Consider the following 25,406-nt stretch of genomic DNA (forward strand, 5'->3'; position numbering starts at 1 on the left):
GGATGCCGACCTTGGTCGGCGCTGTGGGTTTCGTGGCAACCAAGGTTGGCACCCACCAGAGCGATCACTGGTATCAGAGCAGCCCTTCGCGCTTCACCGCCAGGTAGCGCTCCACCAGTGCGCCCGGCAGGGCATCGGCGGTCACGTCGAGCACCATGACCTTTTCGCTGCGCAGCGCGTCGTGCGCCTTCGCGCGCTGCTGCAGGTACAGCGCCGCTGCACCGGCCTGGGTGGCATCCTCCAGCGTCTGCACTTCGCCCTCCAGCACGCCGTCCAGCTCGCGCTCGCGCAGGCTGGCCACGCATACCAGGTGGCGCCGCTGCAGCAGGCGCACCGCCGCCAGCAGGTCTTCGATGTCCTCGTCGCGCACGTTGCTGACCAGCATCACCAGCGCACGCCGGCGCTGGCGCAGCGATACCTCGGTGGCGGCGGCCAGATAATCGGTGGCCACCGCGCGCGGCTGCAGGTCGTAGCTGGCACGCAGCAGGTGCTCGACCGTGCCCATGCCGCGCTGCGGCGCCACCCAGCGGCGTTCGCCGCCGGCAGCGAACAGGCCGGCGGCATCGCCCTGGCGCAGCGCCAGGTAGGCCACCACCAGCGAAGCGTTCAAGGCATGGTCGAAGTGCGAAAGCCCGCCTTCGCTGGCCAGCATGCGCCGGCCACTGTCCAGCATCAGCAACAGCTGCTGGTTCTTCTCGTCCTGGTACTCGCGCGAGATCAGCTTGCGCGCACGCGCGGTGGCCTTCCAGTCGAGCTGGCGCAGGCTGTCGCCGATGCGGTACTCGCGCATCTGGTGGAAGTCGGTGCCTTCACCCCGGCGGCGCTTCACGTGCGCACCGACCAGCCGCGAGGCCTGGTCGGCACTGAACAACGCAAAGCGGGTGAGCGGCACGAAGTTCGGATAGACACGCACGTCCAGCGCGGGGGGCAGCGTGCGTTGCTGCCACCACAGGCGCCACGGCGAGCGCATGCGCAGGTGCACGCCCTCGAAGCGGAAATGCCCGCGCTGCAGCGGCTGCAGATGGTAGCGCAGGGTGGCAGCGGTGCCCGCCTGCAGGTGCACGCGCTGTGGCAGCGATTCCAGCGGCCAACCGCCGGGCACCAGGTCGAACACCTGCACCGTCATCGACGCGTCTGCCTGCAACCGCAGTGCAGCCTCGCGGCGCACGCCCAGTGCCAGCGCTTCGGGCAGTTCGCGCTGCACCTGCGGCGACGGACGCCGCGACTGCCGCCACAGATCCATCAACGCCGGCACGGCAATCGCCAGCGCCGCCAGCGCCCAGCTCCAGCGCGGCAGCAACCCGCCCAGCACCAGACCGCCCAGGGCAGCCCAGGCCAGCAGCAGCGCCAGCAGCAGCGGGGCCGGCCTCATCGGCGCGGTGCTTCCACCTTGGCCAGCAGCGCGCCCAGCACGTCGTCGGCGTCCTGGCCTTCGATCTGCAGTTCCGGGGCCAGCGCAATGCGGTGGCGCAGCGCCGGGCGCGCAATGTCGCGCACGTCGTCCGGCGTGACGAAGTCGCGGCCGGCCAGCACCGCCTGCGCGCGCGAGGCACGCACCAGCGCGATGCTGCCGCGCGGACCGGCACCGACCGCGATGCCCGGCCACTGCCGGGTAGCGGCCACAATCCGTACCGCGTAGTCGATCACTTCGTCATCGACGGTGATCGCCGCGGTGGCACGCTGCAACTCCAGCAGTTCGCCGGCACCGAGCACGCGTGGCACCTGGCTCAGGTCGAAATCGCTGGCGGCACGACCACTGGTGATCGCGGTCACCATGCGCTTCTCGTCCTCCAGCTGCGGGTAGTCGATCAGCACCTTCAGCAGGAAGCGGTCCAGCTGTGCTTCCGGCAGCGGGTAGGTACCTTCCTGCTCCAGCGGGTTCTGCGTAGCCAGCGCCATGAAGGGCGGCGCCAGGGTGAAGGCCTTGCCTTCGATGGTCACCTGGCCTTCCTGCATCACTTCCAGCAGTGCCGACTGGGTCTTGGCCGGTGCACGATTGATTTCGTCGGCCAGCAGCAGGTTGGTGAACACCGGGCCGCGGCGGATCTTGAAGCTCTCGCTTTTCGGGTCGTACACCGCGTGGCCACTGACGTCGCTGGGCATCAGGTCGGGGGTGAACTGTACGCGGCCATAGTCCAGCTCCAGGGCCTGTGCGAGTGCGCGCACCAGCAGGGTCTTGCCCAGCCCGGGCACGCCCTCGATCAGTACGTGACCACCGGCCAGCAAGGCCACCAGGATCTGGTCCAGCACTTCGGCCTGGCCGATGAAGGCGTGGCCGATGGCATCGCGGATGGCATCGACGCGTTCAATCAGGCGGGCGTTGGCGGCCGCCGGCAGCTCGGGGACTTCGGTCATAGCAGGGATCTCATCTGGAGCAGCAAGCGGATGCGCTCGCGCAGGGCGGAGGAATCGTGTGGCGGAGGGGGCGTGAGCGCGCTGGCGACGCGGGCCTGCGGCCACTTCAGCAGCTCGGCGATGGCCTGATCGCGTGGCGCACCATCCAGTGCGGCGGCAATCGGTGCGCGCAGGCGCAGGCGGTGCAGGAACAGGGCGAGCACCGCCTCGTACAGGCGTATGCCGTGACCGAAGCGCAGCAGCAGTTCGCCACTGGCGCGCACGTGCTCCAGCAGCGAACGGCGTTCCAGCACCGGTGACGGCAGCAGGCTGCCGAAGCGCTGCGAGCGGCTCCACAGCCAACCCAGCAGGGCAAGCAGCAGCGGTGCCCACAGCGGCCAGCCCTGATAGAACATGCGCGACCATAGCGACGGCGGGCGGCTGGCATAGACCAGCCAGACCGCACCCTTGCCGTAGTTCGGATCGAGCAGGTAGCGGGTCAGGTCGCGATGGGCAGGATCATGCAGGCCGTCGCTGGCCTTGCCTGCGGCAGAGGCCAGGCGCGCCGCCGGTGAGTCCACTTCGCCGCGCATGAACTCCATGTCGGCCAGCACGCTCACTCTGCCCTGGCCGTGGTGCAGGCGCGCGAACACCAGGTCGCGATCCGTGCCCCAGCGGCGTTCGGCCTGCGCACTGGCCGCAAACCCCAGGGTGAAGCGGCGCCCACCACAGAATTCGACGTGGCCCGGATCGTCGTCGACATGGAAGGCCTGGCAGTCGCTGCGCTGGAACAGGCTGTCCACGCCCAACTGGTCCAGCAGGGGGCCCTGCGTGCTGCTGGCATCGTCCTCGGCCGGTGGCGGTGTACGCACCAGCAAGTGGCCGCCCTGGTTCACCCAGTCCAGCAGCTGTTTCACCGCCGGCACCGGCAGTTCGCTGCTGTCCTGCAGCAGCACCACCGTGTCATGGCGCCCCAGCGTCATCTGCCGCAGTTCCAGACGCGGCCGTGAGTGCACCTGGATGCCATCGGCGCGCAGGGCCTGGCCGAGTACATACAGCGGGTTGTAGGCGGCCTCGCCCTGTGGCGGCAGCCGGATCGTCTCGGTCACCCGCTCGTGCGTGCGCAGGTAGAGGATGGTCAGCGGTACGCCGAACAGCACCAGTGCACCGAGCAGCAGCGACCAGAACAGGCGCGGACTCATGCCTGCCACCCGAACTGCTGGCGCAGGGTATCGGCCAATGCATCGAAATCGGCACGACTGGGCAGGCGGCCACCGTAGGCGGCGTACTGCCACATGCGCACGATGCGTGCGAACAGGTCGCGGTCACTGGCCTCGGGCATGCGCCGCGAAGCGCGCAGGCATTGCGCTTCGGTGGCACCGGGTGGAAACGCGATGCCGCTGCGCTCGCCCACCGTGCGCACGCTGGCGCGGTACAGCAGGGCCAGCGCCTGCCGCGGCCGGCCCTGGTCCCACAGCAGGCCGGCCTGGGTGGCCACGTCCGGCGGCAGCACCACCGGCAGTTCCACCTGTTCCTCCAGCACCTGCGGTGCTGCCTCGGCCTTGCGCCGGCCACTGCCCCGCAGCCACGGCAGCCACAGCCGCGCGGTCAGCAACAACACCAGCAGCAGGATGCCGAGCAGGCCCCACAGGCCCCATTCGGCCAGCCGCGCCAGCCAGGCGATGCCATCCTTGCGCGCTTTGCGTTCACCTTTGCTGTTGGTGTCACGCTGCAGCTGCTTGTCTTCCTTCTTCTTTTCCTCGGCCTGCTCGACCGGCTTCCAGCGCGTGACCTGGCGGGTCGGGCGCTGCAGCGGGTCTTCATAGGCGCGGTTCACTGCCTGACGGAAACCGGCGGTGTCCACCGGCGTACCGCCGAAGATCATGGCCGGGGTATTGGCCCGGTCGTTGGCTGCAGTGGCCGGTTCTTCCGCGCTGTCCTCGTCCACCTCGGCATCGTCGGCATCGTCGGCCTGCTCAGCGACCGTCTGCGCCTGCTGCGCATGAACCGGCGCGGAGGCCAGCGGCAGGGCAAGGCACAGCAGCAGCGCCAGCGTCGACGCCGTCGGCAGCAGGCGATCGCGCAGGCGGCGCAGGGCGATCTCCACGTCCCACGCTTCCATCTGCGTACGCCGGTTCAAGTACAGGCCGAAGCCGGCGCCGACGTAGAACGGTCCGATCAGCACCGAGGCCAGCCAGCACGCCAGGTTGAAGCCCGCCCGCGCCCATGCGGGTGTGTCCTGGCCGATCATGTCCCATGCGGCGCGCCAGGATTCGGACATCAGCTCCAGCGGCATGAACATGAACACCGCACCGATCCCACCTGACACCAGCACCGCTTCGAACGCCATGCAGGTCAGTGTCAGCACCATTGCCGCACCTGCGGCGCCGGCCGCCACCGCGCGTCGGCGTGGACCGCGCTGGCCAGGCGTGTTGCCTTCCAGCAGGTTCACCGGCAGGCACAGGCTGCGCAGCACGCTGAAGCGGCGCCAGCCCAGGTAGCCCCAGAAGCCGCTGTTGCCCCAGTGACCCTGCGCGCGCAGCGCCGCCAGCGTGCCGACCGGTTCGCCGAAGATGCCGCGCGACAGCACGTACAGCGGCGCACGCTCGAACAGTGGCTTGCACCACCACATCGCCAGCCACGCCCAGCCGAAGGCATCCAGCCACCAGCCCAGTGCATTGAAGATCACGAACAGCGGAGCGCTGGCCAGCAGCCAGCTGCCCCATACCGCACGTGCGTGCCGGCGGGTGAGGGCACTGCCCAGCTCCATCGCTTCCCAGCCGCTGCGCGCGCGCAGCACCACGTCCAGACGGTCAATGCGCATCGCCGCCTCCGCGTCCGCCGCGCCACAGCCACAACAGCACGCCGGCCCAGAGCACGCCGGCCACGCTGAACTTGCCCCATGCGGGTACTTCGGCGATTGATGACCAGAAGGCTTCGATGAAGGCGGCGACCAACAGCATGAAGGCGACCCCGAGGCACAGCCGCGCGCCGATGCGGCCACCGTCGACCAGTGCATCCAGGCGGCTGCGCCGGCCGGGGGCCAGCAGCTTCATGCCCAGCTGCAGGCCGGCACCGCCGGCGATCACGATCGCAGTCAGCTCGAAAGCGCCATGGCCGACCACGAAGCGCCAGAACGGGCTGCCGTGGCCGATGTGCTGCAGGTGGCCGGCCACCGCACCGATGGTCACGCCGTTGAACAGCAGTACCAGCAGCGTGCCCAGCCCGGCCAGCAGGCCGCTGGCGAAGGTGCGCAGGGCGATGCTGATGTTGTTCATGACGTAGTGGCCGAACATCATCCAGTCGGTGCCGCTGTCGCGTCCCAGGCGCTCGGCCGCGGGGTCGTACATGCGCTCCATCTCAGCGATCTGGCGGTTGTCCATCAGCATGTGGATCAGGTCCGGATAGACCTGCACCAGCACGAAGCAGGCCACTGCTGGCAACGCGAACATCAGCAGTGCCACCCACATGCTGCGTGCCTGGCTGCGCACCAGCAGCGGGAAGTCGGCCACCAGGAACTCCAGTGCCGCGCGCCAGCGCGTTGGCCGCGTGCGGTACAGCACACTGTGGCCCTGCTGCATCAGCTGCTGCAGGCGCTGCACCAGCTGTGGGCTGTAGCCGCGCTCACGGGCCAGCGCCAGCTGCTGACACAGGCGGCGGTAGCGCTGTGGAACGGCGGTGTCGTCCAGTGCCAGCCCGCTGGCCTTGCGCCGCGTGCGGCGCGAAGCACCGGCGCGCAGCAGCAGCCAGTGCTCCAGGTCCTGCCATTCCTGCTGGTACCGGGCGACGAACTGTTCCTGCTTCATCGCCGCCCCAGCAGCCAGTTGGCCATGGCATACAGGCGCAGCACGGCGACCTGGCCGTGGGTGCCGGTGAGGGGCTCGGCAATGCCGGCCAGCTCCTGCTGGCGCGCCGCCGACAAGCGGGGCGCGCGCTCGGCAAAGGCCATCAGCGCCGCCTGTTCATCCGGGCGCAGCGGCTGCGGCGGGGCCAGCACGCTGTCGATGGTGGGTGGCGGCGGCAGGTACAGCGCAGGCGCGTGCACCACCACGGTGCCGGCCACCAGATCACCCAGGCGGCGGCCATGCGGGTCGAACAGGCTGCTGATCAGGCCCAATGCATAGCCGAACGGCAGCATGTCCACGGTACGCAGCAGGTTACGGGTGATCGACGCCATCCAGCCCACCGGTGCGCCATCGCGCGACAGCACGCGCAGGCCCAGTGCGCGCTTGCCGAGGGTACGGCCCCACAGTGCCTCGCAGATGATCGGGTAGGCCCAGTAGACCAGGAACATCAGCACCAGGTAGAGGCCGGAGCCGAACTTGTCCAGCAGTGCCAGCGGGATCGACATCAGCACCAGCACCGCGATGCGAACACCGAGATCCACCAGCCAGGCCATCGCCCGCGGCAGCGGGCCGGCGGCCGGCAACTGCAGCAGCACACCCTCCGGCGTCACCACCTCGCGGTAGGTATCGAGCATCGGCGCGGCCATCAGTGCGATGGCCTTGGTTGTGGGCGGCGGAGTCCTCTCCGGCAGGCAGCCACAGGCATGGGGGTCTCGACAGGTCCTGGTCGGGCCCAGACTTTAGCAGAGCCGCATGGCGGCGTTGGCCGTTCAGCCCAGGTACTCGTCCTTCAGCCGCACGTAGTGGTCGGCCGAGTAGTGCAGCGACTCGATCTCCTTGTCGCTCAGCGTGCGCGCCGGGCGGGCCGGGTTGCCTACCCACAGCTCGCCTTCGCCGACCACCTTGCCCGGGCCGACCACCGCACCGGCGCCGACGAAGCCATGGCGCTCGACCCGCGCGCCGTCGAGGATGCAGGCACCCATGCCGATCAGGCTGTAATCGCCGATGGTGCAGGCATGGATGATGCAGCCATGACCAACGGTCACGCCTTCGCCGATCAGGGTCGGGTAGCCGGCCTTGTTGTACGGGCTGTGGTGGCTGACGTGGATGATGGTGCCGTCCTGCACGTTGGTGCGTGCGCCGATGCGCACATGGTTGACGTCACCGCGGATGATCGTGCCCGGCCACACCGACACGTCGTCGGCCAGTTCCACATCACCGATGAGGGTGCAGGCCGGATCGATGTACACGCGCTCGCCGAGGACGGGCATCTTGTCGCGGAAGGGGCGCAGCGGGTTCATCGATGTCTCCGGAAATCAGGGCGTTCGCGACGATGATACCTGCGTGGTGCGTTGTAGAGCCGAGCCCATGCTCGGCTCCCTGCGCAGCCGAGCATGGGCTCGGCTCTACAGGGAGCTCAGGGCTCGTAGCTGTAACCCATGCCGTAGACCGAACGGATCGGCTCGCCTTCCATGCCGGCGTCGGCCAGCTTGCGGCGCAGGTTCCGCACATGGCTGTCGACGGTTCGGTCGACCACCACGCGATGGTCCAGGTACAGCCGGTCGAGCAGTTCATCACGCGCCCAGATCCGGCCTGGCGTAGCCAGCAGGGTGCGCAGCAGGCGGTATTCCACCGGCGTCAGATCCAGGCCCCTGCCGTTCCAGGTAGCGCGCGCGGCCGGCTCGTCGATGTGCAGGCCGTCGTTGGCACGCGCCGATGGGTCCGGGCGGTAGCGGCGCAGCACTGCGACCACCCGCGCGACCACCTCGCGCGGACTGAACGGCTTGCAGATGTAGTCGTCGGCACCGATCTCCAGACCGAGCAGGCGATCGATCTCTTCCACCCGCGCGGTGACCATGATCACCGGCACGTCACTGCTGGCACGCAGTTCGCGGCACAGGTCGACGCCATCGCGCTGCGGCAGCATCAGGTCCAGCAGCACCAGATCGGGCTGGTAGCGCGCGAACGCGTCGATCACCTGACCACCATCGTCCACCCATTCGCTGGCCATGCCGGCGGCGGCCAGGTAGTCGCGCAGTACCGAGGCCAGGCGTGGCTCGTCCTCGACGATCAGGATCTTCGCGGACGTGGCGGGGGACGTGCTCATGCAGGCTCCGGCAGGGTGATGACCACGCGCAGGCCGCCCAGCGCCGAAGGCTCGGCGTGGATGTGGCCGTGGTGGGCGAGGATGATGTTGTGGCTGATGGCCAGACCCAGCCCGCTGCCACCGCTGGCCCGGTTGCGCGAGCTCTCCACCCGGTAGAAGCGCTCGAACAGCAATGCGCATTTGTCGGCCGGCACGCCCGGTGCGGTGTCTTCCACGATCAGCTGCACCCCGGCAGATACACGCGCTGCCTGCACACGTACACGGCCGCCGGTATGGGTATAGCGCAGCGCATTCTCCAGCAGGTTGGCCAGCACCTGCTGCAGGCGCCGCTCGTCACCGGAAACCTGCAGCGGAGTAGTGGGCAGGTTTTCTTCCAATGCCAGCCCCGCCGTGGCGAAGCGCACGCGCATGCCAGTGAGCTCGCTGCGCAGCAGCGCCGCCAGGTCCAGCGGTGCGAAGCGGTAGGCCAGGCCGCCGGACTGGGTCATCGACAGGTCGTGCAGGTCGTCGATGAGTTTGCCCAGCTGGCGTATCTCGCCCTGCAGTGCACCGAGGTTGGCGCGGTCCAGCGGGCGGATGCCGTCCTCGATCGCCTCCAGCTCGGCGCGCACCACCGCCAGCGGCGTGCGCAGCTCATGCGAGATGTCGGCGATGAAGGCGCGGCGGTTTCGCTCGGTGTCGTCCAGCGCCTGCGCCATCCGGTTGAAGTCGTTGACCAGTGCATCCAGCTCGTCATCGCTGGTGCGTTCGATGCGGGTGGCATAGTCACCGGCGGCGAGCCGGTGGGTGGCCGCGGCCAGCTTGGCCAGGCGCTGGCGCAGCGCGCGCGACACCAGCCAGGCCAGCAACACCGTCACCAGCAGCAGCGAGATGCCGATCACCCACCACGCGCGCACCTGGGTGTTATAGAAGTTCAGGTCGTTGGTGGCGATGACGGTCTGGAACGGCACCATGCCCAGCCAGCCGACGGTGTGCCCGTCCAGCTGCACCGGATGCGGCTCGTCATCGCTGGTGGCATCGGGGTTGCCGGCCACGAAGCGGTGCTGCGCATCGAACAGGCCCAGCCGCGACGGCACGCCAGTCTGGTCGGACAGCGGCGGCACCGGCCCCTCGTGGCCATGGGACAGGTCCGGGCGCAGCAGTCGCGCCCAGCGGTCACTGTCACCGCGCAGATGCTCCCAGCCGCCGTGCGCGCTGTACTCACGCTGCAGGTGTGGCATCAGCCGCTGCATGCGCAGATCGCCCTGGTCGTTGAGGTAGTCCAGGAAGCCGGTCTGGAACGCCACGCGGCTGGCAATGCCGTTCACTGCCAGCACCAGCAGGCAGGCGGTGAAGATCGCGAGGAAGGTCTTCGCGGTCAGGCCGAATTTGAATTGAATCTTCGCCATCGCGGGGGCCATTAGCGGCGCATGTGGCGCCGAAAGCAAGCGCCGGCTGAGCCGGTCGCACAATCTCCATATTCTCTGCACAGTTTCACGGCAGCGTGCACGGGTCAACGCAAGGCCCCCCACGCCCCCATGTCATTCGTGCGCCCGCTGTCCCGTTGTTCCCGTACGCTGTTGCTGCCCCTGCTGCTGGCCCTGGCCGCCTGCTCGGCGGGCAGGACCGAAGCCCCGGCCACCCCCGAAGTGGGCGTCATCACCGCCAGCGCGCAGCCGCTGGCACTGCAGCAGACCCTGCCCGGCCGGGCGGTGCCGTTCGAGGTGTCCGAGGTGCGGCCGCAGATCGGTGGGCTGATCCGCCAGCGGCTGTTCACCGAAGGCCAGCAGGTCAAGGCCGGCCAGCTGCTGTACCAGGTCGATCCGGCACCGTACCAGGCGGCCTTCGATACCGCGCGCGGGCAGCTGGCGCAGGCCGAGGCCACCGTGCTGTCGGCGCAGCCGAAAGCCGAGCGCACCCGCACGCTGCTGGGCATGGACGCGGCCAGCAAACAGGATGCCGACGATGCCACCTCGGCGCTGAAACAGGCGCAGGCCAATGTGATCGCCGCGCGCGCCGCATTGCAGGCCGCGCGCATCAACCTCGATTACACCCGGGTGACCGCACCGATCGAGGGCCGCATCGGTACCTCCAGCGTCACCGCCGGTGCGCTGGTCGCTGCTGGCCAGGATGCGGCGCTGGCGACCATTCAGCGGTTGGACCCGATCTATCTGGATGTCACCCAGTCCAGCACGCAGATGCTGGCACTGCGCAAGCAGCTCGATGCCGGCCTGGTGAAGGCCATCGATGGCAAGGCACAGGTGAAGGTGCTGCTGGAGGACGGCAGCACCTATGCGCATGAAGGCACGCTGGAGTTCGTCGGCAGCGCGGTCGATCCGGGCACCGGCAACGTGGTGCTGCGCGCGGTCATTCCGAACCCGGACGGCCTGCTGCTGCCGGGCATGTACCTGAAGGCGGTGCTGCCGATGGCCACCGACGCGCGTGCCCTGCTGGTGCCGCAGAAGGCGGTGCTGCGCAATGAACGTGGAGAGCCGCTGCTGCGCCTGCTCGATGCCAGGGACCACGTGGTGGAACGCCGGGTCAGTACCGGTCAGGTGGTGGGCAACCAGTGGCAGATCACGCAGGGCCTGAAGGCCGGCGAGCGGGTGATCGTCAGCAACGGCAGTGCGGTTTCGCTCGGCCAGCAGGTGAAGGCAGTAGCAGCCACCACGGCGCAGCTGGCCGCCATGCCGGCGATCGACCCGAACGGCAACACCGACGAAAAGTCGCACTGAGGCCCGCCGCGCATGGTTCGTTTCTTCATCGACCGGCCGATCTTCGCCTGGGTGATCGCCATCGCGGTCAGCCTGCTCGGCCTGCTCGCGATCCTGATCCTGCCGGTGGACCGCTACCCGCAGATCGCCCCGCCCACCATCACCATCCGCGCCACCTACACCGGTGCCTCGTCGCAGACCGTGGAAAATGCAGTCACCCAGGTCATCGAGCAGTCCCAGCAGAGCCTGGACCACCTGATGTACATGACCTCCACCAGTGCCTCCGATGGCTCGGCGCAGGTGAACCTGGTGTTCGCCACCGGCACCAACCCGGACACCGCGCAGGTACAGGTGCAGAACCAGCTGCAGGCCGCCATGGCCACGTTGCCGCAGGCGGTGCAGCAGAACGGCCTGACCATCACCAAGTCCAGTGGTTCCATCTTCGAGGTGCTGTCGTTCACCAGCGAAGACGGCAGCATGGACAACTTCGATGTTGCCAACTTCATGGAAGCGCGCATCGACGACCAGATCAGCCGTGTCAGCGGCGTCGGCAACATCCAGCCGATCGGCCAGGAATACGCCATGCGCATCTGGCTGGATCCGGAAAAGATGCGCCAGTACGCGCTGATGCCCTCGGACATCGAGACCGCACTGCAGGCGCAGAACACCGACGTCTCGGCCGGTGAACTCGGTGGCCAGCCGGCGCTGAAGGGTCAGCAGCTGGACGCCACGGTGACCGCGCGCAGCCGCCTGCACACGCCTGAGCAGTTCGCGCAGGTGGTGCTCAAGGCCGATGCCAACGGCAGCGTGGTGCACCTGGGCGACGTGGCGACGATCGGCCTGGGGCCGGAGAGCTACGACAGCATCAGCACCTTCAACGGCAAGCCGTCGGCGTCGCTGGGCATCGAACTGAACGCCGGTGCCAACGCCATCGCGGTGTCCAAGGCCATCGATGCACGGCTTCAGCAGCTGCAGAAGTACTGGCCGCACGGCTATACCGCCCACGTGGCGTTCACCACCACGCCGTTCGTGACCATCTCGCTGAAGGAAGTGGTGATCACCCTGATCGAAGCCATCATCCTGGTGGTGCTGGTGATGTACCTGTTCCTGCAGAACTGGCGCGCCACCCTGATCCCGACCATTGCGGTGCCGGTGGTGCTGCTGGGCACGTTCGGCGTGCTGGCCGCATTCGGCTATTCGATCAACACCCTGACCATGTTCGCGCTGGTACTGGCCATCGGCCTGCTGGTGGACGATGCCATCGTGGTTGTGGAGAACGTGGAGCGGGTGATGACCTTCGAAGGGCTGGCGCCGAAGCCGGCCACGCTGAAGGCGATGGGCCAGATCACCGGCGCGCTGGTCGGCATCGTGCTGGTGCTGACCGCGGTGTTCCTGCCGATGGCGTTCTTCAGCGGTGTTACCGGCGTGATCTACCGCCAGTTCTCGGTGACGATTGCCGCGGCGATGATCCTGTCGGTGCTGGTGGCGATGACCATCACCCCGGCGCTGTGCGGCAGCATCCTGCACCAGATTCCCAAGGGCGGCCATCCGCATGGCGACCACGCGGGCGAGCCGAGCCTGCTGGGCAAGTTCTTCATCTGGTTCAACCACCGTTTCGAACGCACCTCGAACGGGCTGCGTCGACGCGTGGATGGCTTCCTCGGCCGGCGCACGCTGGGCGTGGTGTTCTACCTGGTGCTGAGCGTGGTCACCGGCCTGCTGCTGTGGCACCTGCCGGGGGCGTTCCTGCCCGATGAAGACCAGGGCATGCTCAACGCGCTGGTGAAGCTGCCAGCCGGCGCCACGCTCGAGCAGACCCGTGCAGTGATGGATCGCCTCAGTGCCGCCGCAGTGAAGGACGACAGCGTGCTGTCGATCCAGGCCACTGCCGGTTTCAGTGTCACCGGCAGCGGCCAGAACGTTGGCCAGGCCTTCATCCGGCTCAAGGACTGGGATGACCGCAAGGACGATGCCGATACCATCGCCGCACGGTTGACGCGGGCGATGGCCAGCGTGCCCGATGCGCAGGTGTTCATCACCTCGCCACCCGCCATCCTTGGCCTCGGCGATGCGGGCGGTTTCACCCTGGAACTGCAGGACGAAGGCGGTGCCGGCCATGCCGCCGCCGTGGCCGCGCGCAACACGCTGCTGAAGGAGGCGGCCAGGGATTCGAAGCTGGTCAACGTGCGTTATGCCAGCCTGGAAGACGCGCCGGTGTACGCGGTGAAGGTGGACGACGCGAAGGCACAGGCGATGGGCGTGAATCCGCAGGACATCAATGACACCTTGAACGCGGCGTTGGGCGGCGACTTCGTCAACAACTTCATCTACAAGGGCCGCATCAAGAAGGTGTTCATCCAGGGCACGGCCGAAGCGCGCATGCAGCCGCAGGACATCGAGCGCTGGAGCGTGCGCAACCAGGCCGGGCAGATGGTGCCGCTGTCGTCGCTGGTCAGCGCCCACTGGACCAGCGCGCCGGCCGCATTGCAGCGCTACAACGGTGTATCGGCGATGGAGATCACCGGCCAGCCGGCGCCCGGCGTCAGCTCGGGCGAAGCGATGGCCGAGATCGCGCGCCTGGCCGACACGCTGCCGGAAGGCTTCAGCCATGCCTGGTCGGACATGGCCTACCAGGAACAGCTGTCGGGCAACCAGGCGCCAATGCTGTACGCCATCTCGCTGCTGTTCGTGTTCCTGTGCCTGGCCGCGCTGTATGAAAGCTGGGTGGTGCCGTTCGCTGTGATGCTGGCGGTGCCGGTGGGCGTGTTCGGTGCCGTGCTGATGATGAACCTGCGTGGCCTCAACAACGATGTGTACTTCCAGGTCGGCCTGCTGACCACGATTGGTCTGGCGGCGAAGAACGGCATCCTGATCGTCGAGTTCGCGCGCATCCTTGAACAGCAGGGCAAGAGCACCCGCGAGGCGATCCTGCAGGCGGTCTATCTGCGGCTGCGGCCGATCGTGATGACCTCGCTGGCGTTCCTGATGGGCGTGTTGCCGCTGGTGTTCGCCACCGGCGCCGGTTCGGCCGCGCGCCGTTCGCTGGGTACCGGCGTGGCCGGCGGTACGGTCGCCTCGATGGTGCTGGGCATGTTCTTCGTGCCGTTGTTCTACCTGCTGGTGCGCCGCATGTTCCCGGGCCACGCGCCGGCCGAAGCCACTGCCCCGGAGGCAAGCCCATGAAGCCGATGCTGCTGCGCGCCCTGGCGGCCGCAACGATGACCACCGTACTGGGTGGCTGCGTGAGCATGGCACCACACTACCAGCGCCCCGAGGCACCGGTGCCGGCACAGTTCGGCAATGCCGCCACCGGCGAGGCCGGGCCGGCACTGGCGATGCCGGCCTGGCGTGAGGTGTTCCTGGAACCGCGCCTGCAGCAGGTCATCGCGCTGGCGCTGCAGAACAACCGCGACCTGCGCGTGGCGGTGCTGCAGGTGGAGAAGGAACGCGCGCAGTACCGCATCCAGCGTGCGGCGCTGCTGCCATCGGTGGATGCCGGTGGCAGTGTCACCCGCTCGCGGGTGAGCGATGCCAACAGCGAGACCGGTGCCACCCAGGTAACCGAGTCCGACGCGGTGCAGGTCGGCATCAGCAGCTGGGAACTGGACCTGTTCGGGCGCATCCGCAGCCTGAAGAACGAGGCCCTGCAGAACTGGCTGGCCAGCGCCGAGAACCAACGTGCCGCACGCACCAGCCTGGTCGCCGAAGTGGCAACGGCGTGGCTCGCGTTGGCGGCCGATGGGCAGTCGCTGGCATTCACGCAACAGACCCTGGACAGCCAGCAGCAGACCCTGCAGCGCACCGAGGCCCGTCATGCGCAGGGGCTGGCCTCGGGCCTGGATCTGTCGCAGGTACAGACCAGCGTGGACGCCGCGCGCGGTGCGCTTGCCAAGCTGCAGACGCAGCAGGCGCAGGATCGCGATGCATTGCAGCTGTTGGTAGGGGCACCGCTGGATCCGGCCCTGCTGCCAACCACGCAGGCGCTGGATGGCAGCGTGGCACTGGCGCCGCTGCCGGCCAACCTTCCGTCCAGCGTGCTGCTGCAGCGCCCGGACGTGTTGTCCGCCGAACACGCGCTGCAGGCGGCCAATGCCGATATCGGTGCCGCGCGCGCTGCGTTCTTCCCCACGCTGACCCTGACCGCCAACTACGGCCACAGCTCCACCGCGTTGTCGACGCTGTTTTCGGCCGGCACCCGTGGCTGGTCGTTCGCGCCGAGCATCACCGCGCCGATCTTCCATGCCGGTGCACTGAAGGCGTCGCTGGATGCCTCGAAGATCGGCAAGGACATCGGCATCGCGCAGTACGAGAAAGCGATCCAGCAGGCCTTCAGTGAAGTGGCCGATGCGCTGGCCACGCGTGACCACCTGACCGCACAGATGGACACGCAGCGCGCGCTGGTGGCCGCCAGCCAGCGCAGCTACACGCTGGCCGACGCGCGTTACCGCACCGGGTTGGATGGCTACCTGCAGTCGCTGGATGCACAGCGCAGCCTGTATGCCGCGCAGCAGGACCTGATCGCCCTGCAGCAGCAGGAAGCGGGCAACCGGGTGACCTTGTTCAAGGTGCTGGGCGGCGGCGCCGACGCACGGTAACGCGATCTGCTCTGGTAGGTGCCGACCTTGGTCGGCACGAATCATCAGATCGCGACACTCCATGCTTCCGTGCCGACCAAGGTCGGCACCCACCAGGGCAGATTCATGTGCCGACCAAGGTCGGCAGCCACCAGAAGCAGGTGCGACCGCTTACGCCACGCGGCCCCGGCGTGCGCGCTCCAGATGCACCAGCAGCAGTGAGATCGCTGCCGGCGTCATGCCGGGAATCCGCTGCGCCTGGCCGATGGTCTGCGGGCGCACGCGCTCCAGCTTCTGCAGTGCTTCGGCCGACAGCCCGCGCACCGTCGCGTAATCGAAGGCTTCAGCGATCGGCGTGGCTTCATGCCGTTGCTGGCGCTCGATCTCCTCGCGCTGGCGGTCCAGGTAGCCGGCGTACTTCACGCCGATCTCCACCTGCTCGGCCACCTTGGCGTCGGCCACGGCCGGGCCCAGCGACGGTACCTGCATCAGCTGTGCGTAATCCAGTTCGGGGCGCTTGATCAGGTCCAGCACGTTGGTTTCGCGGCTGACCATGACGCCCAGCGTGTCCTGCACTTCGCGGCCGAGCGCATTGGCCGGCGTGGCCCACAGCGCGCCCAGACGTGCGCGCTCGGCAGCGACGGCGGCCTGCTTGGTCTCGAACGCGTTCCAGCGGCGGTCATCCACCAGGCCCATTTCGCGGCCGGCCGGGGTCAGGCGCTGGTCGGCATTGTCCTCGCGCAGCTGCAGGCGGTACTCGGCGCGGCTGGTGAACATGCGGTACGGCTCGTTGGTGCCGTGGGTGATCAGGTCATCCACCAGCACGCCCAGGTACGCCTCGTCGCGGCGCGGGCACCAGCCATCCAGCCCGCGCACCTGGCGCGCGGCGTTGAGGCCGGCCAGCAGGCCCTGCGCGGCGGCCTCCTCATAGCCGGTGGTGCCGTTGATCTGGCCGGCGAAGAACAGGCCGTTGACCAGCTTGGTTTCCAGCGAGGCCTTCAGCCCGCGCGGGTCGAAGAAGTCGTACTCGATCGCGTAGCCGGGGCGGGTGATGTGCGCGTTCTCGAAACCACGGATGCTGCGCACCATCTCCAGCTGCACGTCGAATGGCAGCGAGGTGGAGATGCCGTTGGGGTAGATCTCGACGATGCCCAGGCCTTCGGGTTCGACGAAGATCTGGTGGCTGGCCTTCTCGGCGAAGCGCACCACCTTGTCCTCGATGGACGGGCAGTAGCGCGGGCCGATGCCTTCGATCTGGCCGCTGTACAGCGGTGAGCGGTGCAGCGCGTCGCGGATGATCTGGTGGGTCCGTTCGGTGGTGTGGGTGATCCAGCAGCTGACCTGCTGCGGATGCTCGTCCACCGAGCCGAGGAAGGACATCACCGGCCGCGGCGAATCGCCGGGCTGCTCATCCATCACGCTGTAGTCCAGCGAGCGGCCGTCGATGCGCGGCGGCGTGCCGGTCTTCAGGCGATCCACCTGGAACGGGCGTTCGCGCAGGCGCGCAGCCAGCGTGGTGGCCGGCGGGTCGCCCATGCGGCCGGCGGCGTACTGGGTCGGGCCGACGTGGATCTTGCCGGCCAGGAAGGTGCCGGCGGTGAGCACCACGGCTTCCGCGTCGAAGCGCAGGCCGGTCTGGGTGATGACCCCGCGCACGTGGTCGCCCTCGATGACCAGGTCATCCACCGCCGCCTGGAACACGGTCAGGTTGGCCTGGCCTTCGACGATGGCGCGGATCGCCATGCGGTACAGGTTGCGGTCGGCCTGGCAGCGGGTGGCGCGCACGGCCGGGCCCTTGGAGGCGTTCAACGTGCGCCACTGGATACCGGCGCGGTCGGCGGCATGCGCCATCGCACCGCCGAGGGCGTCGATCTCCTTGACCAGATGGCCCTTGCCGATGCCGCCGATGGCCGGGTTGCAGCTCATTGCGCCCACCGTTTCGATGTTGTGGGTCAGCAGCAGGGTGCGCACGCCGGTGCGGGCCGCGGCCAGCGCGGCTTCGGTGCCGGCGTGGCCACCGCCGATGACGATGACGTCGTAACGATGGAAGGACGGGTTCATGGGGGTTGTTCAGCTGGGGGCGGGCGCGGCTGGGGCGGCGCCGGGGTGGCGATTTTAGCGCCATTCGGGGCCGGGGCGTCGGCGTCCACTGGCCGGCGTCGAAATCAGCGCTAAAGTTGGCAGGATTTTTGCAGATAACCCAATAGCACCCACCGTGGCTGGCGCCGTAGGCGCCCGTGACCGGAATTGGAACAGGGGCCGGTACAGGCGCATGGTGGGGGAGCAGAGGGCCGGCAGTCGGGGGACTGTCCGGCCCTGTTTTTTGCGGCTGTCGGGAAGGCGCCATCCACGCATGGCGTGGATCTACTCAAGCTGGGGCCCTCGTCGGTTGGCGACCCAACAAAACAAACGGCCCCGCATTGCGGGGCCGTCTGCCTTCAGAGGTGCCGACATCCGACAGGGCCGGAACAGGGGGGATCCAGATGTTCCTGTCGGATATCGACGTAGAGCTATTTGCGGCGGCCCGTGTCGTTTTTGTCACTTTGTGACGCGGGCCGTCACTGTCCGCGTAGATTGGGGCTTAGACCGTGTGAAATGCAAGATGGTTCAGCGCTCAACTGTGCGCTGCGTCGCACGATCCATGTTGCGCCAAGGGGAACCGTTCATCCTCGGCGCGCTCGGCGCCGGCGCCGGACGGGCCTGCGGCGGAGGGGCCGAAGGCCGCACGCCGGACTGCGGCGGGCGGCGCATCGAGTCCATGTTCCGCCACGGCGAACCCCCGTTGTACGACGGCCGCGACGGCGGTGGCGGACGGTTCTCCCCTCCATTGCCCGGGCGCGGCGGCGGGCGGTGGTTGTGCGGCGGGCGGTAGATCGGGCGCGAGTAATACGGGTTGCCGTAGCCGCCGTAATAGCCGCCATAGCCACCGTAGTAGGGGCCGTAGTTGTAGGGATAACCGGCCGGGTAGCGGTATTCCACCGACGGCGCACCGTGGTAGTAGCTGCCGCTGCGGCCGCCGCCGACATAGTCGTAGGTGGTGCAGCCGGTCAGGGCCAGCAACAGGCCACCGGCAAGCATCAGGCGCGTTTTCATGGTGGGTCCCCCCAGAGGACGGGTGTGCAGTCAGCTTCGGGCGCCAGCATTGAATCGGCCCTTAATTCCGCCGGCCAGGATGAATGGAGGCGTAGGGCTACATGCTGGCATGACCTTGTCCCGGTCGCCAGCGCGAAGCCATACGTTAATCTTGCGTCATGAGCGATTCACTGTTGCCCCGCGCCGACGACGTCCTGCTTGCTGCCGCGAGGATCGCCCCGCACGCCAGCGTGACGCCGGTGCTGCGCTCGCGCACGCTCGATGCGCTGGCCGGCGCGAGCCTGGCGTTCAAGGCCGAGCACCTGCAGCGCGGTGGCGCATTCAAGTTCCGTGGTGCCTGCAACGCGGTGTGGTCACTGGAGGCCGATCGCGCCAGTGCCGGCGTGGTCACCCACTCCTCCGGCAATCACGGCGCCGCACTGGCACTGGCCGCACGCACCCGTGGCATTCCCTGCCACGTGGTGGTGCCCGAAGGCGCAGTGGCGGCCAAGCTGGCCAACATTGCCCGCCATGGCGCGACGCTCTGGCGCTGCCCGCCGACCATTGCCGATCGTGAGGCCACCTGCGCCAAGGTACAGGTCGATACCGGCGCGACTCTCGTCCATCCCTATGCCGACCCGGCAGTGATGGCCGGGCAGGGCACCGCCGCCCTGGAATTGCTGCACAGCGACGGCCCGTTTGATGTGCTGGTGGTGCCGGTGGGCGGTGGCGGCCTGGCCAGCGGTACCGCCTTGGCGCTGCAGCATGCCAGCCCGCAGACCCGGCTGGTGCTGGCCGAGCCGGCCGGCGCCGATGACACCGCGCGATCACTGGCCGCAGGCGAGCGCCAGGGGGCGTTCACCCCCGACACGATCTGCGATGGACTGCGTACCCTGATCGGTGCGCCCAATTTCGAACTGCTGCGCGCGGCCGGTGCCGAGGTGATCGTGGTTGATGACGCGGCGACGATGGCCGCGATGCGCTTGCTGTGGGAAGTCCTCAAGCAGGTGGTCGAGCCGTCCTCGGCTACCGTGCTGGCCGCGGTGCTGGCGCAGCCGCAGCGTTTTGCCGGGCTCCGCGTGGGCCTGGTCCTGTCCGGTGGCAATGTCGACCTGCCCGCACTGCGCTGGGGCGCGCCTTGAGCCGCGAGCGCAACCGGCATCGCACCGGCCTGGTGGGCTGGCTGTGGAGGCTGTTCGTGGTGCTGGTGATCTGGCTGCTGGGCGTGACTGCCTGGATTGTCTGGGTCGGTGAACGTGACCAGGCGGCCAAGGCAGACGCCATCATCGTGCTCGGTGCGGCGGCCTACGACGCCAAACCGTCACCGGTGTTCGAAGAACGCATCCGCCACGGTCTGGATCTGTACGAGGCCCAGTACGCGCCACTGCTGATATTCACCGGTGGCTATGGCGGCACCGGCGCGCGCTTCTCCGAATCGCAGGTGGCGCGGCGTTATGCGCTGAAGCATGGCGTGCCGGATGATGCGATCCTGATCGAAACCGCTTCGCGCAACACCGTGCAGAACCTGGTCGAAGCCAAGCGGCTGATGGACCAGCGTGACCTGCACCGGGTGATCATCGTCAGCGACCCGCTGCACATGGCGCGCGCGCTGCGCCTGAGCAAGGCACTGGGCATCGATGCGCTGGCCTCGTCCACGCCCAGCACGCGCTTCCGCAGCTTCCACACCAGCTGGCGCTTCCTGGTGCAGGAAATCTATTTCTTCCACCGAGACCTGGTGCGCCCGCCGCTGAGCTCGCCGGCCAATACCTGAGGGCGGCCTGCATTTGGTGGGTGCCAACCTTGGTTGGCACAACCTGTCAGATCGCGATGCTGCCGGCACTGTGCCGACCAAGGTCGGCACCTACCAGAGCGGGTTCCGTGCATGAATCGGTAGTTGCCGACCTTGGTCGGCGCATGACCTGCGAACGGACGATCAGCTTTGCTTGCGACGGATCGGAATCGCCGACACCGGCACCGAGGCCACGTCATGTCCGCCTTCGCGGATCGGTGCGCCCGGGTCCGGTGCCCAGGCATGCGCATAGATCACTTCCCAACTGCTGGGCAGCTTGCCGTCGGCACGGCGCATCGGCTCGTATGCCGCCGCCGCCGCCGCGAAACGGCTACGCCCGGTCAGTGTATGGCGGCGGTCCACCCGTGCGTTGGTCGCGCCCATCGCACGCAGTTCGCGCATCAGCGACGGCAGGTCGTCATAGGTCAGGGTGAACAGATCGCGATCCAGCACCGGGTCGCGGAAGCCCGCCATCATCAACGCGTCGCCGAACTGGGCGATCTGCGCGAAGCGGCTCACGTGCGGTCGGTCATCGGCGGCCGCGAAGGCCTCGTTGAGTTCGACCAAGGTCTCCGGGCCGAAGGTCGAGCACAGCAGCAGGCCACCAGGCTTGAGCACACGGCGGAACCCGGCAAATACCGCCGGCAGGTCGTCCAGCCACTGCAGGCACAGGTTGCTGAAGATCACGTCCACGCTGTTGTCGGCCAGCGGCAGCGCAGCGGCGTCGCCGCACAGGCGCTGGAACGGCTTCCACCAGCCGGCCTGGCGCTTGGCCTGGTCCAGCATCGGAAGCGCCACGTCCAGCGCGATCACCTGCGCCTTCGGCCAGCGCTTCTTCATCAACGCACTGGCATGGCCGGTACCCGCGCCGATGTCCAGTACCACCTCGGGCTTGCGCGCCTCCAGGTAGTCCAGCGATTCGATCAGCCGCGACTGCACCTCCCGCTGCAGGGCGGCGGCGGCGTCGTAACTGCTGGCGGCACGCGCGAACGCGCGGCGGACGTGGCGAGCATCGAAGTGGGACGGCATTGCGAAAGTCTCTTAGAACGTACCGGGGTAGGCGCCGCCGTCGATTAGCAGGTTCTGCCCGGTGAGGTAACTGGCCTGTGCACTGCACAGGAAGGCGCAGGCGGCGCCGAATTCGTCCGGCGTGCCGAAGCGGCCGGCGGGAATCTGCTGGCGGCGGCGCTCGGCCACTTCGCCGGCATCGCCGTCCTTGCCCGCGCTGTGGGCGAAGTTGGCGCGCAGGCGGTCGGTGTCGAACTGACCGGGCAGCAGGTTGTTGATCGTGACGTTGTGGGCCACGGTGCGGCGCGACAGGCCGGCGACGAACCCGGTCAGGCCGCTGCGCGCGCCGTTGGACAGCGCCAGGATGTCGATCGGGGCCTTCACCGCCGACGAGGTGATATTGACGATGCGGCCGAAGCCGCGCTCGATCATCGCGTCGACGGTGGCGCGGATCAGCGCGATCGGCGCCAGCATGTTGGCGTCCAGCGCGGCGATCCAGTCGTCGCGCTCGAAATTGCGGAAATCACCGGGCGGCGGACCACCGGCGTTGTTGACCAGGATGTCCACCTGCGGGCATGCGGCCAGTGCCGCCGTGCGGCCGGCCTCGGTGGTGACATCGGCGGCGACTGCACGCACCTCGGCGGCGCCGGCCAGTGCGCGCAGCTCCTCGGCGGCGGCCTGCAGCGCAGCGTCACCACGGGCCACGATCACCACGTTGACGCCCTCGCGCACCAGCGCACGCGCGCAACCCAGGCCCAGCCCCTTGCTTGCGCCGCAGACCAGTGCCCAGCGGCCGTTGATACCCAGATCCATGCGTCAGTCCTGCGGAATTCGGAAGGCGCTCATTGTCCGCCATCGGCCGGTGACAGGCCGGCAACGAAGTGTTGCAGGGCGGCGGCCACTTCGTCGGCATGACCGAGGAAGGGCGCATGGCCGCCGTGGGCGATGGTCAGCGCCTGCGCGCCCGGGGCGAGTGCCGCGGCGGCCTGCATCGCCGCAGGAGACACCAGCCGGTCACGCTGGCCGGCGATCCACAGGCTGGGTTTGCCCAGGGTCGGCAGTGCACCGCGCAGGTCGGTGCTTTCCAGCAGGCGCAATCCCTCCAGCAGTGCACGTTCGGTGGGCGCACCGCGCTCGACCAGGCGCTGGCGCAGCGTGCGCAGCTCTTCGCGGGCGTGCGCCGAGCCCATCACGTCCAGCGCGAGGAAGCGTTCCAGGGTGCCGGCGAAGTCGGTGGCCAACTCGCGACCGAACTGCTCGAACACGGCCGGTTCCACCGCATGCGGCCAGTCCTCGCCACGTACGAAGCGCGGCGTGGCGGCGATCATCGCCAGCCCGCGCACCTTCGGCAGCGTCGCCGCCGCATGCAGTGCGAACAGGCCACCCAGCGACCAGCCGCACCACACCGCCGGTGGCGTGGCCGCGGCAATGGCATTGACCACGAACGGCAGGCGCAGCGGCGTGGTGTCCTCGCGGCTGTGGCCATGGCCGGGAAGGTCGACCAGATGCAGGGTGAACTGGTCCGCCAGGCGCTGCACCAGTGGTGCGAACACACCGCCCTGAAGGGCCCAGCCGTGGATCAGAACCAGGTCCGGCCCGCGGCCGGTGACTTCAATATGCATGGGCGACTACACGGAACTCAGGCAAAGGCGGGCAGCGGCGGCGGCGCGGCTTCGCGCACGGCCAGGGTGACGCGGTCGCGCGCGCTGGCGATGGCTTCCACCAGGCCGCGCACCTGTTCCGGCGTGTGCAGCGCGGACAGTGTCACGCGCAGGCGTGCCTTGCCTTCCGGCACCGTCGGCGGGCGGATTGCACCAACCAGCCAGCCGGCCTGCTCCAGCGCCTGGGACATCGCCACGGCGGTGTGGTCATCACCGCACAGCAGCGGCTGGATCGGTGTGTCGGAAGCCATCAGGTCCAGTCCATGACGACGCGCTTCACTGCGGAACAGCGCGATCAGGTCGGTCAGCTTGGTGCGGCGCCAGTGGTCGCGGCGCGCCAGGCGCACCGCTTCAAGCGCAGCAGCGGCCATCGCCGGTGGCACGGCGGTGGTGTAGATGTACGGGCGTGCGGTTTCGGCCAGATGCTCGATCAGGTCGTCGCGGCCCAGCACCAGCGCACCGGAACCGCCCAATGCCTTGCCCAGCGTGACCAGTTGCAGCGGCACATCGTCCACGCCCAGCCCGGCGGCGGCCACGGCACCACGGCCATCACCGACCACGCCTACACCGTGCGCATCATCCACATAGAACAGCGCCTGCTGCAGGCGTGCCACAAGCGACAATGCACGCAGCGGTGCGATGTCGCCATCCATGCTGAAAACACCATCGGTGGCCAGCATTGCCGCGCCATCGGGCGCGTGCTTGAGCTGACGCATTGCGCCTTCCGCATCCAGATGCGGATAACGGCGCAGGCGTGCACCGGCCAACCGGGTGGCATCGAGCAGGCTGGCGTGGTTGAGCTTGTCCTGTACGCAGACATCGTTCTCTTCGCTCAGCAGTGCCTGCTGCACCGCCAGATTGGCGGCGAAGCCACTGCCGAACAGCAACGCACACGGATAGCCCAGCCACTCGGCCACCTCGCGTTCCAGCGCCTCATGCAGGGCGTGGTGGCCGCAGACCAGGTGCGAGGCACCGGCGCCAGCGCCTTCGCGCGCGGCGGCGTCCTGCAGCGCGTTGACCACGCTGAACTGCTGGCCCAGGCCAAGGTAGTCGTTGCTGCAGAAGCCGGCCAGCCACTGGCCGTCCACTTCCAGGCGCACGCCATCACGACGGGTGACCGTGCGTCGCGGGCGGCGACGGCCTTGGGCATCGCGCAGAGCGCGCTGGGCGTGGAGGCGGGCGGTCAGGTCGGGGCGGGCCATGGTGGCTGATTGCGTCGACGGGGCGGCTAGGGTAGCGCGTTGCCGCGGCGCCTGCTTGCGGCCCGTCTCAGGCCGCGTGAGCGCAGCCACAGCCGGGCGTATCGGCACTGATATCGGCGTGAACGGTACCGCCGTGGTCGTGGCCTTCGGCATCCACCTGCACCGCCATCGGCTGCAGCCCCAGGCGCGCGAACAAGGCCAGGTCGCGTTCGCTTTCCGGGTTGCCGGTGGTCAGCAGCTTGTCGCCATAGAAGATCGAATTGGCACCGGCCAGGAAGCACAGCGCCTGCAGCTCGTCGCTCATCGCCTCGCGCCCGGCCGACAGCCGCACCATCGAGCGCGGCATGGCGATGCGCGCCACCGCGATCATGCGCACGAACTCGAACGGGTCCAGCTCGGCACTGCCATGCAGCGGCGTACCCGCCACCTGCACCAGCTTGTTGATCGGCACCGAATCGGGATGCGCCGGCAGCGTGGCCAGCGCCAGCAGCAGGCCGACGCGCTGCGCGCGCGTCTCGCCCATGCCGACAATGCCGCCGCAGCAGGTTCTCAGGCCTGCATCGCGCACGTGCTCCAGCGTATCCAGGCGGTCCTGGTACTGGCGCGTGTGGATGATCGAATCGTAGTAGTCCGGCGCGGTGTCGAGATTGTGGTTGTAGTAGTCCAGGCCCGCATCCTTCAGCGCACGCGCCTGCTCGCCACTGAGCATGCCCAACGTGGCGCAGGTCTCCAGGCCAAGCGCCTTCACCCCGGCGATCATCGCCGCCACCTTCGGGATGTCGCGGTCCTTCGGCGAACGCCACGCGGCACCCATGCAGAAGCGCGAGGCACCGGCGGCCTTGGCCTGGCGTGCCTTGGCCAGCACCGCATCGGTGTCCATCAGCTTCTGCGCGTTCACGCCGGTGTTGTAGCGCTGCGCCTGCGGGCAGTACGCACAGTCTTCCGGGCAGCCGCCGGTCTTCACCGACAGCAGCGTGGAGACCTGCACCTGCGAGGGGTCGAAATGCTCGCGGTGGACCGCTGCGGCGCGGAACAGCAGCTCGGGGAACGGCAGATCGAACAGCGCCTGCAGTTCGTCCTGTTGCCAGTCGTGGCGGATGGCGGCAGCCATGGCGGGACCT

21 protein-coding genes are annotated in these 25,406 nt (G+C 68.5%); 5 read left to right on the plus strand and 16 right to left on the minus strand.

Annotated elements, in window-relative coordinates; translation table 11 throughout:
* Nucleotides 1-73: 73 nt before the first annotated feature.
* From R1H25_RS05300 to baeS, 9 genes are all read right to left on the minus strand, one after another.
* Nucleotides 74-1,372 carry a DUF58 domain-containing protein gene (locus tag R1H25_RS05300; RefSeq protein WP_099588955.1) on the minus strand — a complete coding sequence of 433 codons (1,299 nt, stop codon included), beginning with the start codon at nucleotides 1,370-1,372 and terminating at the stop codon, nucleotides 74-76.
* Nucleotides 1,369-2,355, minus strand: coding sequence for a MoxR family ATPase (locus R1H25_RS05305; RefSeq protein WP_012512415.1), 987 nt, complete (start codon nucleotides 2,353-2,355; stop codon nucleotides 1,369-1,371). Before R1H25_RS05305 ends, R1H25_RS05300 begins: the two co-directional genes overlap by 4 nt.
* Nucleotides 2,352-3,536: a DUF4350 domain-containing protein gene (locus R1H25_RS05310; RefSeq protein ID WP_317222952.1), complete on the minus strand. Its 1,185-nt coding sequence runs from the start codon at nucleotides 3,534-3,536 to the stop codon at nucleotides 2,352-2,354. The genes R1H25_RS05305 and R1H25_RS05310 overlap by 4 nt, the downstream gene beginning before the upstream one ends.
* Nucleotides 3,533-5,158 (minus strand): DUF4129 domain-containing protein, encoded by a 1,626-nt coding sequence (locus R1H25_RS05315; protein ID WP_317222953.1) that lies wholly within the window; start codon nucleotides 5,156-5,158, stop codon nucleotides 3,533-3,535. Before R1H25_RS05315 ends, R1H25_RS05310 begins: the two co-directional genes overlap by 4 nt.
* On the minus strand, nucleotides 5,148-6,140 hold the full coding sequence (locus tag R1H25_RS05320) for a stage II sporulation protein M (RefSeq protein ID WP_317222954.1): 993 nt from the start codon (nucleotides 6,138-6,140) through the stop codon (nucleotides 5,148-5,150). The genes R1H25_RS05315 and R1H25_RS05320 overlap by 11 nt, the downstream gene beginning before the upstream one ends.
* Nucleotides 6,137-6,826, minus strand: coding sequence for an RDD family protein (locus R1H25_RS05325; protein ID WP_049444247.1), 690 nt, complete (start codon nucleotides 6,824-6,826; stop codon nucleotides 6,137-6,139). Before R1H25_RS05325 ends, R1H25_RS05320 begins: the two co-directional genes overlap by 4 nt.
* Before the next feature lie 123 nt (nucleotides 6,827-6,949).
* Nucleotides 6,950-7,480, minus strand: a complete 531-nt coding sequence (locus tag R1H25_RS05330; protein WP_317222955.1) for a gamma carbonic anhydrase family protein — start codon at nucleotides 7,478-7,480, stop codon at nucleotides 6,950-6,952.
* 116 nt (nucleotides 7,481-7,596) lie between these two features.
* Entirely contained in the window at nucleotides 7,597-8,286 is a 690-nt protein-coding gene (locus R1H25_RS05335; protein WP_049444251.1) for a response regulator, read from the minus strand.
* The gene (gene baeS, locus R1H25_RS05340) at nucleotides 8,283-9,686 is read right to left on the minus strand and encodes a sensor histidine kinase efflux regulator BaeS (protein ID WP_317222956.1); all 1,404 of its coding nucleotides are present in this window, start codon (nucleotides 9,684-9,686) and stop codon (nucleotides 8,283-8,285) included. Before baeS ends, R1H25_RS05335 begins: the two co-directional genes overlap by 4 nt.
* Nucleotides 9,687-9,803: 117 nt before the next feature.
* On the opposite strand from baeS, the gene smeA reads away from it, so the two are divergent.
* The 3 genes from smeA to smeC are packed head-to-tail and all read left to right on the plus strand — an operon-like array spanning nucleotide 9,804 to nucleotide 15,574.
* Entirely contained in the window at nucleotides 9,804-11,000 is a 1,197-nt protein-coding gene (gene smeA, locus R1H25_RS05345) for a multidrug efflux RND transporter periplasmic adaptor subunit SmeA (protein WP_317222957.1), read from the plus strand.
* Between the two features lie 12 nt (nucleotides 11,001-11,012).
* Nucleotides 11,013-14,162, plus strand: coding sequence for a multidrug efflux RND transporter permease subunit SmeB (gene smeB, locus R1H25_RS05350; RefSeq protein WP_317222958.1), 3,150 nt, complete (start codon nucleotides 11,013-11,015; stop codon nucleotides 14,160-14,162).
* Nucleotides 14,159-15,574: a multidrug efflux transporter outer membrane subunit SmeC gene (gene smeC, locus R1H25_RS05355; protein ID WP_317222959.1), complete on the plus strand. Its 1,416-nt coding sequence runs from the start codon at nucleotides 14,159-14,161 to the stop codon at nucleotides 15,572-15,574. Before smeB ends, smeC begins: the two co-directional genes overlap by 4 nt.
* Before the next feature lie 150 nt (nucleotides 15,575-15,724).
* On the opposite strand, the gene mnmG is transcribed toward smeC, so the two are convergent.
* Complete coding sequence (gene mnmG / locus R1H25_RS05360; protein WP_317222960.1) at nucleotides 15,725-17,614, minus strand: tRNA uridine-5-carboxymethylaminomethyl(34) synthesis enzyme MnmG; 1,890 nt, start codon at nucleotides 17,612-17,614, stop codon at nucleotides 15,725-15,727.
* A 546-nt stretch (nucleotides 17,615-18,160) separates the two neighbouring features.
* Entirely contained in the window at nucleotides 18,161-18,646 is a 486-nt protein-coding gene (locus tag R1H25_RS05365; protein WP_049444263.1) for a hypothetical protein, read from the minus strand.
* A gap of 158 nt (nucleotides 18,647-18,804) precedes the next feature.
* Here R1H25_RS05365 and R1H25_RS05370 point away from each other — a divergent pair, with 158 nt between their 5' ends.
* Together R1H25_RS05370 and R1H25_RS05375 are read left to right on the plus strand one after the other, a co-directional pair.
* Nucleotides 18,805-19,767 carry a pyridoxal-phosphate dependent enzyme gene (locus R1H25_RS05370; protein WP_057500802.1) on the plus strand — a complete coding sequence of 321 codons (963 nt, stop codon included), beginning with the start codon at nucleotides 18,805-18,807 and terminating at the stop codon, nucleotides 19,765-19,767.
* The gene (locus R1H25_RS05375) at nucleotides 19,752-20,396 is read left to right on the plus strand and encodes a YdcF family protein (protein WP_317223019.1); all 645 of its coding nucleotides are present in this window, start codon (nucleotides 19,752-19,754) and stop codon (nucleotides 20,394-20,396) included. Before R1H25_RS05370 ends, R1H25_RS05375 begins: the two co-directional genes overlap by 16 nt.
* Nucleotides 20,397-20,558: 162 nt before the next feature.
* Here R1H25_RS05375 and bioC read toward each other — a convergent pair whose 3' ends face one another.
* The 5 genes from bioC to bioB all read right to left on the minus strand — a co-directional run bounded on the left by bioC (nucleotide 20,559) and on the right by bioB (nucleotide 25,396).
* Nucleotides 20,559-21,443: a malonyl-ACP O-methyltransferase BioC gene (gene bioC, locus R1H25_RS05380; RefSeq protein ID WP_057500801.1), complete on the minus strand. Its 885-nt coding sequence runs from the start codon at nucleotides 21,441-21,443 to the stop codon at nucleotides 20,559-20,561.
* 12 nt (nucleotides 21,444-21,455) lie between these two features.
* Nucleotides 21,456-22,235 (minus strand): SDR family oxidoreductase, encoded by a 780-nt coding sequence (locus R1H25_RS05385; protein WP_317222961.1) that lies wholly within the window; start codon nucleotides 22,233-22,235, stop codon nucleotides 21,456-21,458.
* A 29-nt stretch (nucleotides 22,236-22,264) separates the two neighbouring features.
* Nucleotides 22,265-23,044 carry a pimeloyl-ACP methyl ester esterase BioH gene (gene bioH, locus R1H25_RS05390; RefSeq protein WP_317222962.1) on the minus strand — a complete coding sequence of 260 codons (780 nt, stop codon included), beginning with the start codon at nucleotides 23,042-23,044 and terminating at the stop codon, nucleotides 22,265-22,267.
* Between the two features lie 17 nt (nucleotides 23,045-23,061).
* Nucleotides 23,062-24,285, minus strand: a complete 1,224-nt coding sequence (bioF, locus tag R1H25_RS05395; RefSeq protein ID WP_317222963.1) for an 8-amino-7-oxononanoate synthase — start codon at nucleotides 24,283-24,285, stop codon at nucleotides 23,062-23,064.
* 67 nt (nucleotides 24,286-24,352) lie between these two features.
* A complete protein-coding gene (gene bioB / locus R1H25_RS05400; protein WP_317222964.1) occupies nucleotides 24,353-25,396 on the minus strand; it encodes a biotin synthase BioB in 1,044 nt (347 codons plus the stop codon).
* Nucleotides 25,397-25,406: the final 10 nt, after the last annotated feature.

The sequence above is a fragment of the Stenotrophomonas veracruzanensis genome, from assembly GCF_032911525.1.
Taxonomy (GTDB): Bacteria; Pseudomonadota; Gammaproteobacteria; order Xanthomonadales; family Xanthomonadaceae; genus Stenotrophomonas; species Stenotrophomonas africana.

What these genes read in the sequence shown, in the direction of transcription:
- R1H25_RS05370 (WP_057500802.1), top strand. Translation starts at nt 18,805, where the DNA reads ATGAGCGATTCACTGTTGCCCCGCGCCGACGACGTCCTGCTTGCTGCC.
- smeA (WP_317222957.1), top strand. Translation starts at nt 9,804, where the DNA reads ATGTCATTCGTGCGCCCGCTGTCCCGTTGTTCCCGTACGCTGTTGCTG.
- R1H25_RS05315 (WP_317222953.1), bottom strand. Translation starts at nt 5,158, where the DNA reads ATGCGCATTGACCGTCTGGACGTGGTGCTGCGCGCGCGCAGCGGCTGG.
- R1H25_RS05320 (WP_317222954.1), bottom strand. Translation starts at nt 6,140, where the DNA reads ATGAAGCAGGAACAGTTCGTCGCCCGGTACCAGCAGGAATGGCAGGAC.
- bioF (WP_317222963.1), bottom strand. Translation starts at nt 24,285, where the DNA reads ATGGCCCGCCCCGACCTGACCGCCCGCCTCCACGCCCAGCGCGCTCTG.
- smeC (WP_317222959.1), top strand. Translation starts at nt 14,159, where the DNA reads ATGAAGCCGATGCTGCTGCGCGCCCTGGCGGCCGCAACGATGACCACC.
- R1H25_RS05330 (WP_317222955.1), bottom strand. Translation starts at nt 7,480, where the DNA reads ATGAACCCGCTGCGCCCCTTCCGCGACAAGATGCCCGTCCTCGGCGAG.
- bioB (WP_317222964.1), bottom strand. Translation starts at nt 25,396, where the DNA reads ATGGCTGCCGCCATCCGCCACGACTGGCAACAGGACGAACTGCAGGCG.
- R1H25_RS05325 (WP_049444247.1), bottom strand. Translation starts at nt 6,826, where the DNA reads ATGGCCGCGCCGATGCTCGATACCTACCGCGAGGTGGTGACGCCGGAG.
- R1H25_RS05385 (WP_317222961.1), bottom strand. Translation starts at nt 22,235, where the DNA reads ATGGATCTGGGTATCAACGGCCGCTGGGCACTGGTCTGCGGCGCAAGC.
- R1H25_RS05365 (WP_049444263.1), bottom strand. Translation starts at nt 18,646, where the DNA reads ATGAAAACGCGCCTGATGCTTGCCGGTGGCCTGTTGCTGGCCCTGACC.
- bioH (WP_317222962.1), bottom strand. Translation starts at nt 23,044, where the DNA reads ATGCATATTGAAGTCACCGGCCGCGGGCCGGACCTGGTTCTGATCCAC.
- R1H25_RS05335 (WP_049444251.1), bottom strand. Translation starts at nt 8,286, where the DNA reads ATGAGCACGTCCCCCGCCACGTCCGCGAAGATCCTGATCGTCGAGGAC.
- R1H25_RS05310 (WP_317222952.1), bottom strand. Translation starts at nt 3,536, where the DNA reads ATGAGTCCGCGCCTGTTCTGGTCGCTGCTGCTCGGTGCACTGGTGCTG.
- smeB (WP_317222958.1), top strand. Translation starts at nt 11,013, where the DNA reads ATGGTTCGTTTCTTCATCGACCGGCCGATCTTCGCCTGGGTGATCGCC.
- R1H25_RS05305 (WP_012512415.1), bottom strand. Translation starts at nt 2,355, where the DNA reads ATGACCGAAGTCCCCGAGCTGCCGGCGGCCGCCAACGCCCGCCTGATT.
- mnmG (WP_317222960.1), bottom strand. Translation starts at nt 17,614, where the DNA reads ATGAACCCGTCCTTCCATCGTTACGACGTCATCGTCATCGGCGGTGGC.
- R1H25_RS05300 (WP_099588955.1), bottom strand. Translation starts at nt 1,372, where the DNA reads ATGAGGCCGGCCCCGCTGCTGCTGGCGCTGCTGCTGGCCTGGGCTGCC.
- bioC (WP_057500801.1), bottom strand. Translation starts at nt 21,443, where the DNA reads ATGCCGTCCCACTTCGATGCTCGCCACGTCCGCCGCGCGTTCGCGCGT.
- baeS (WP_317222956.1), bottom strand. Translation starts at nt 9,686, where the DNA reads ATGGCCCCCGCGATGGCGAAGATTCAATTCAAATTCGGCCTGACCGCG.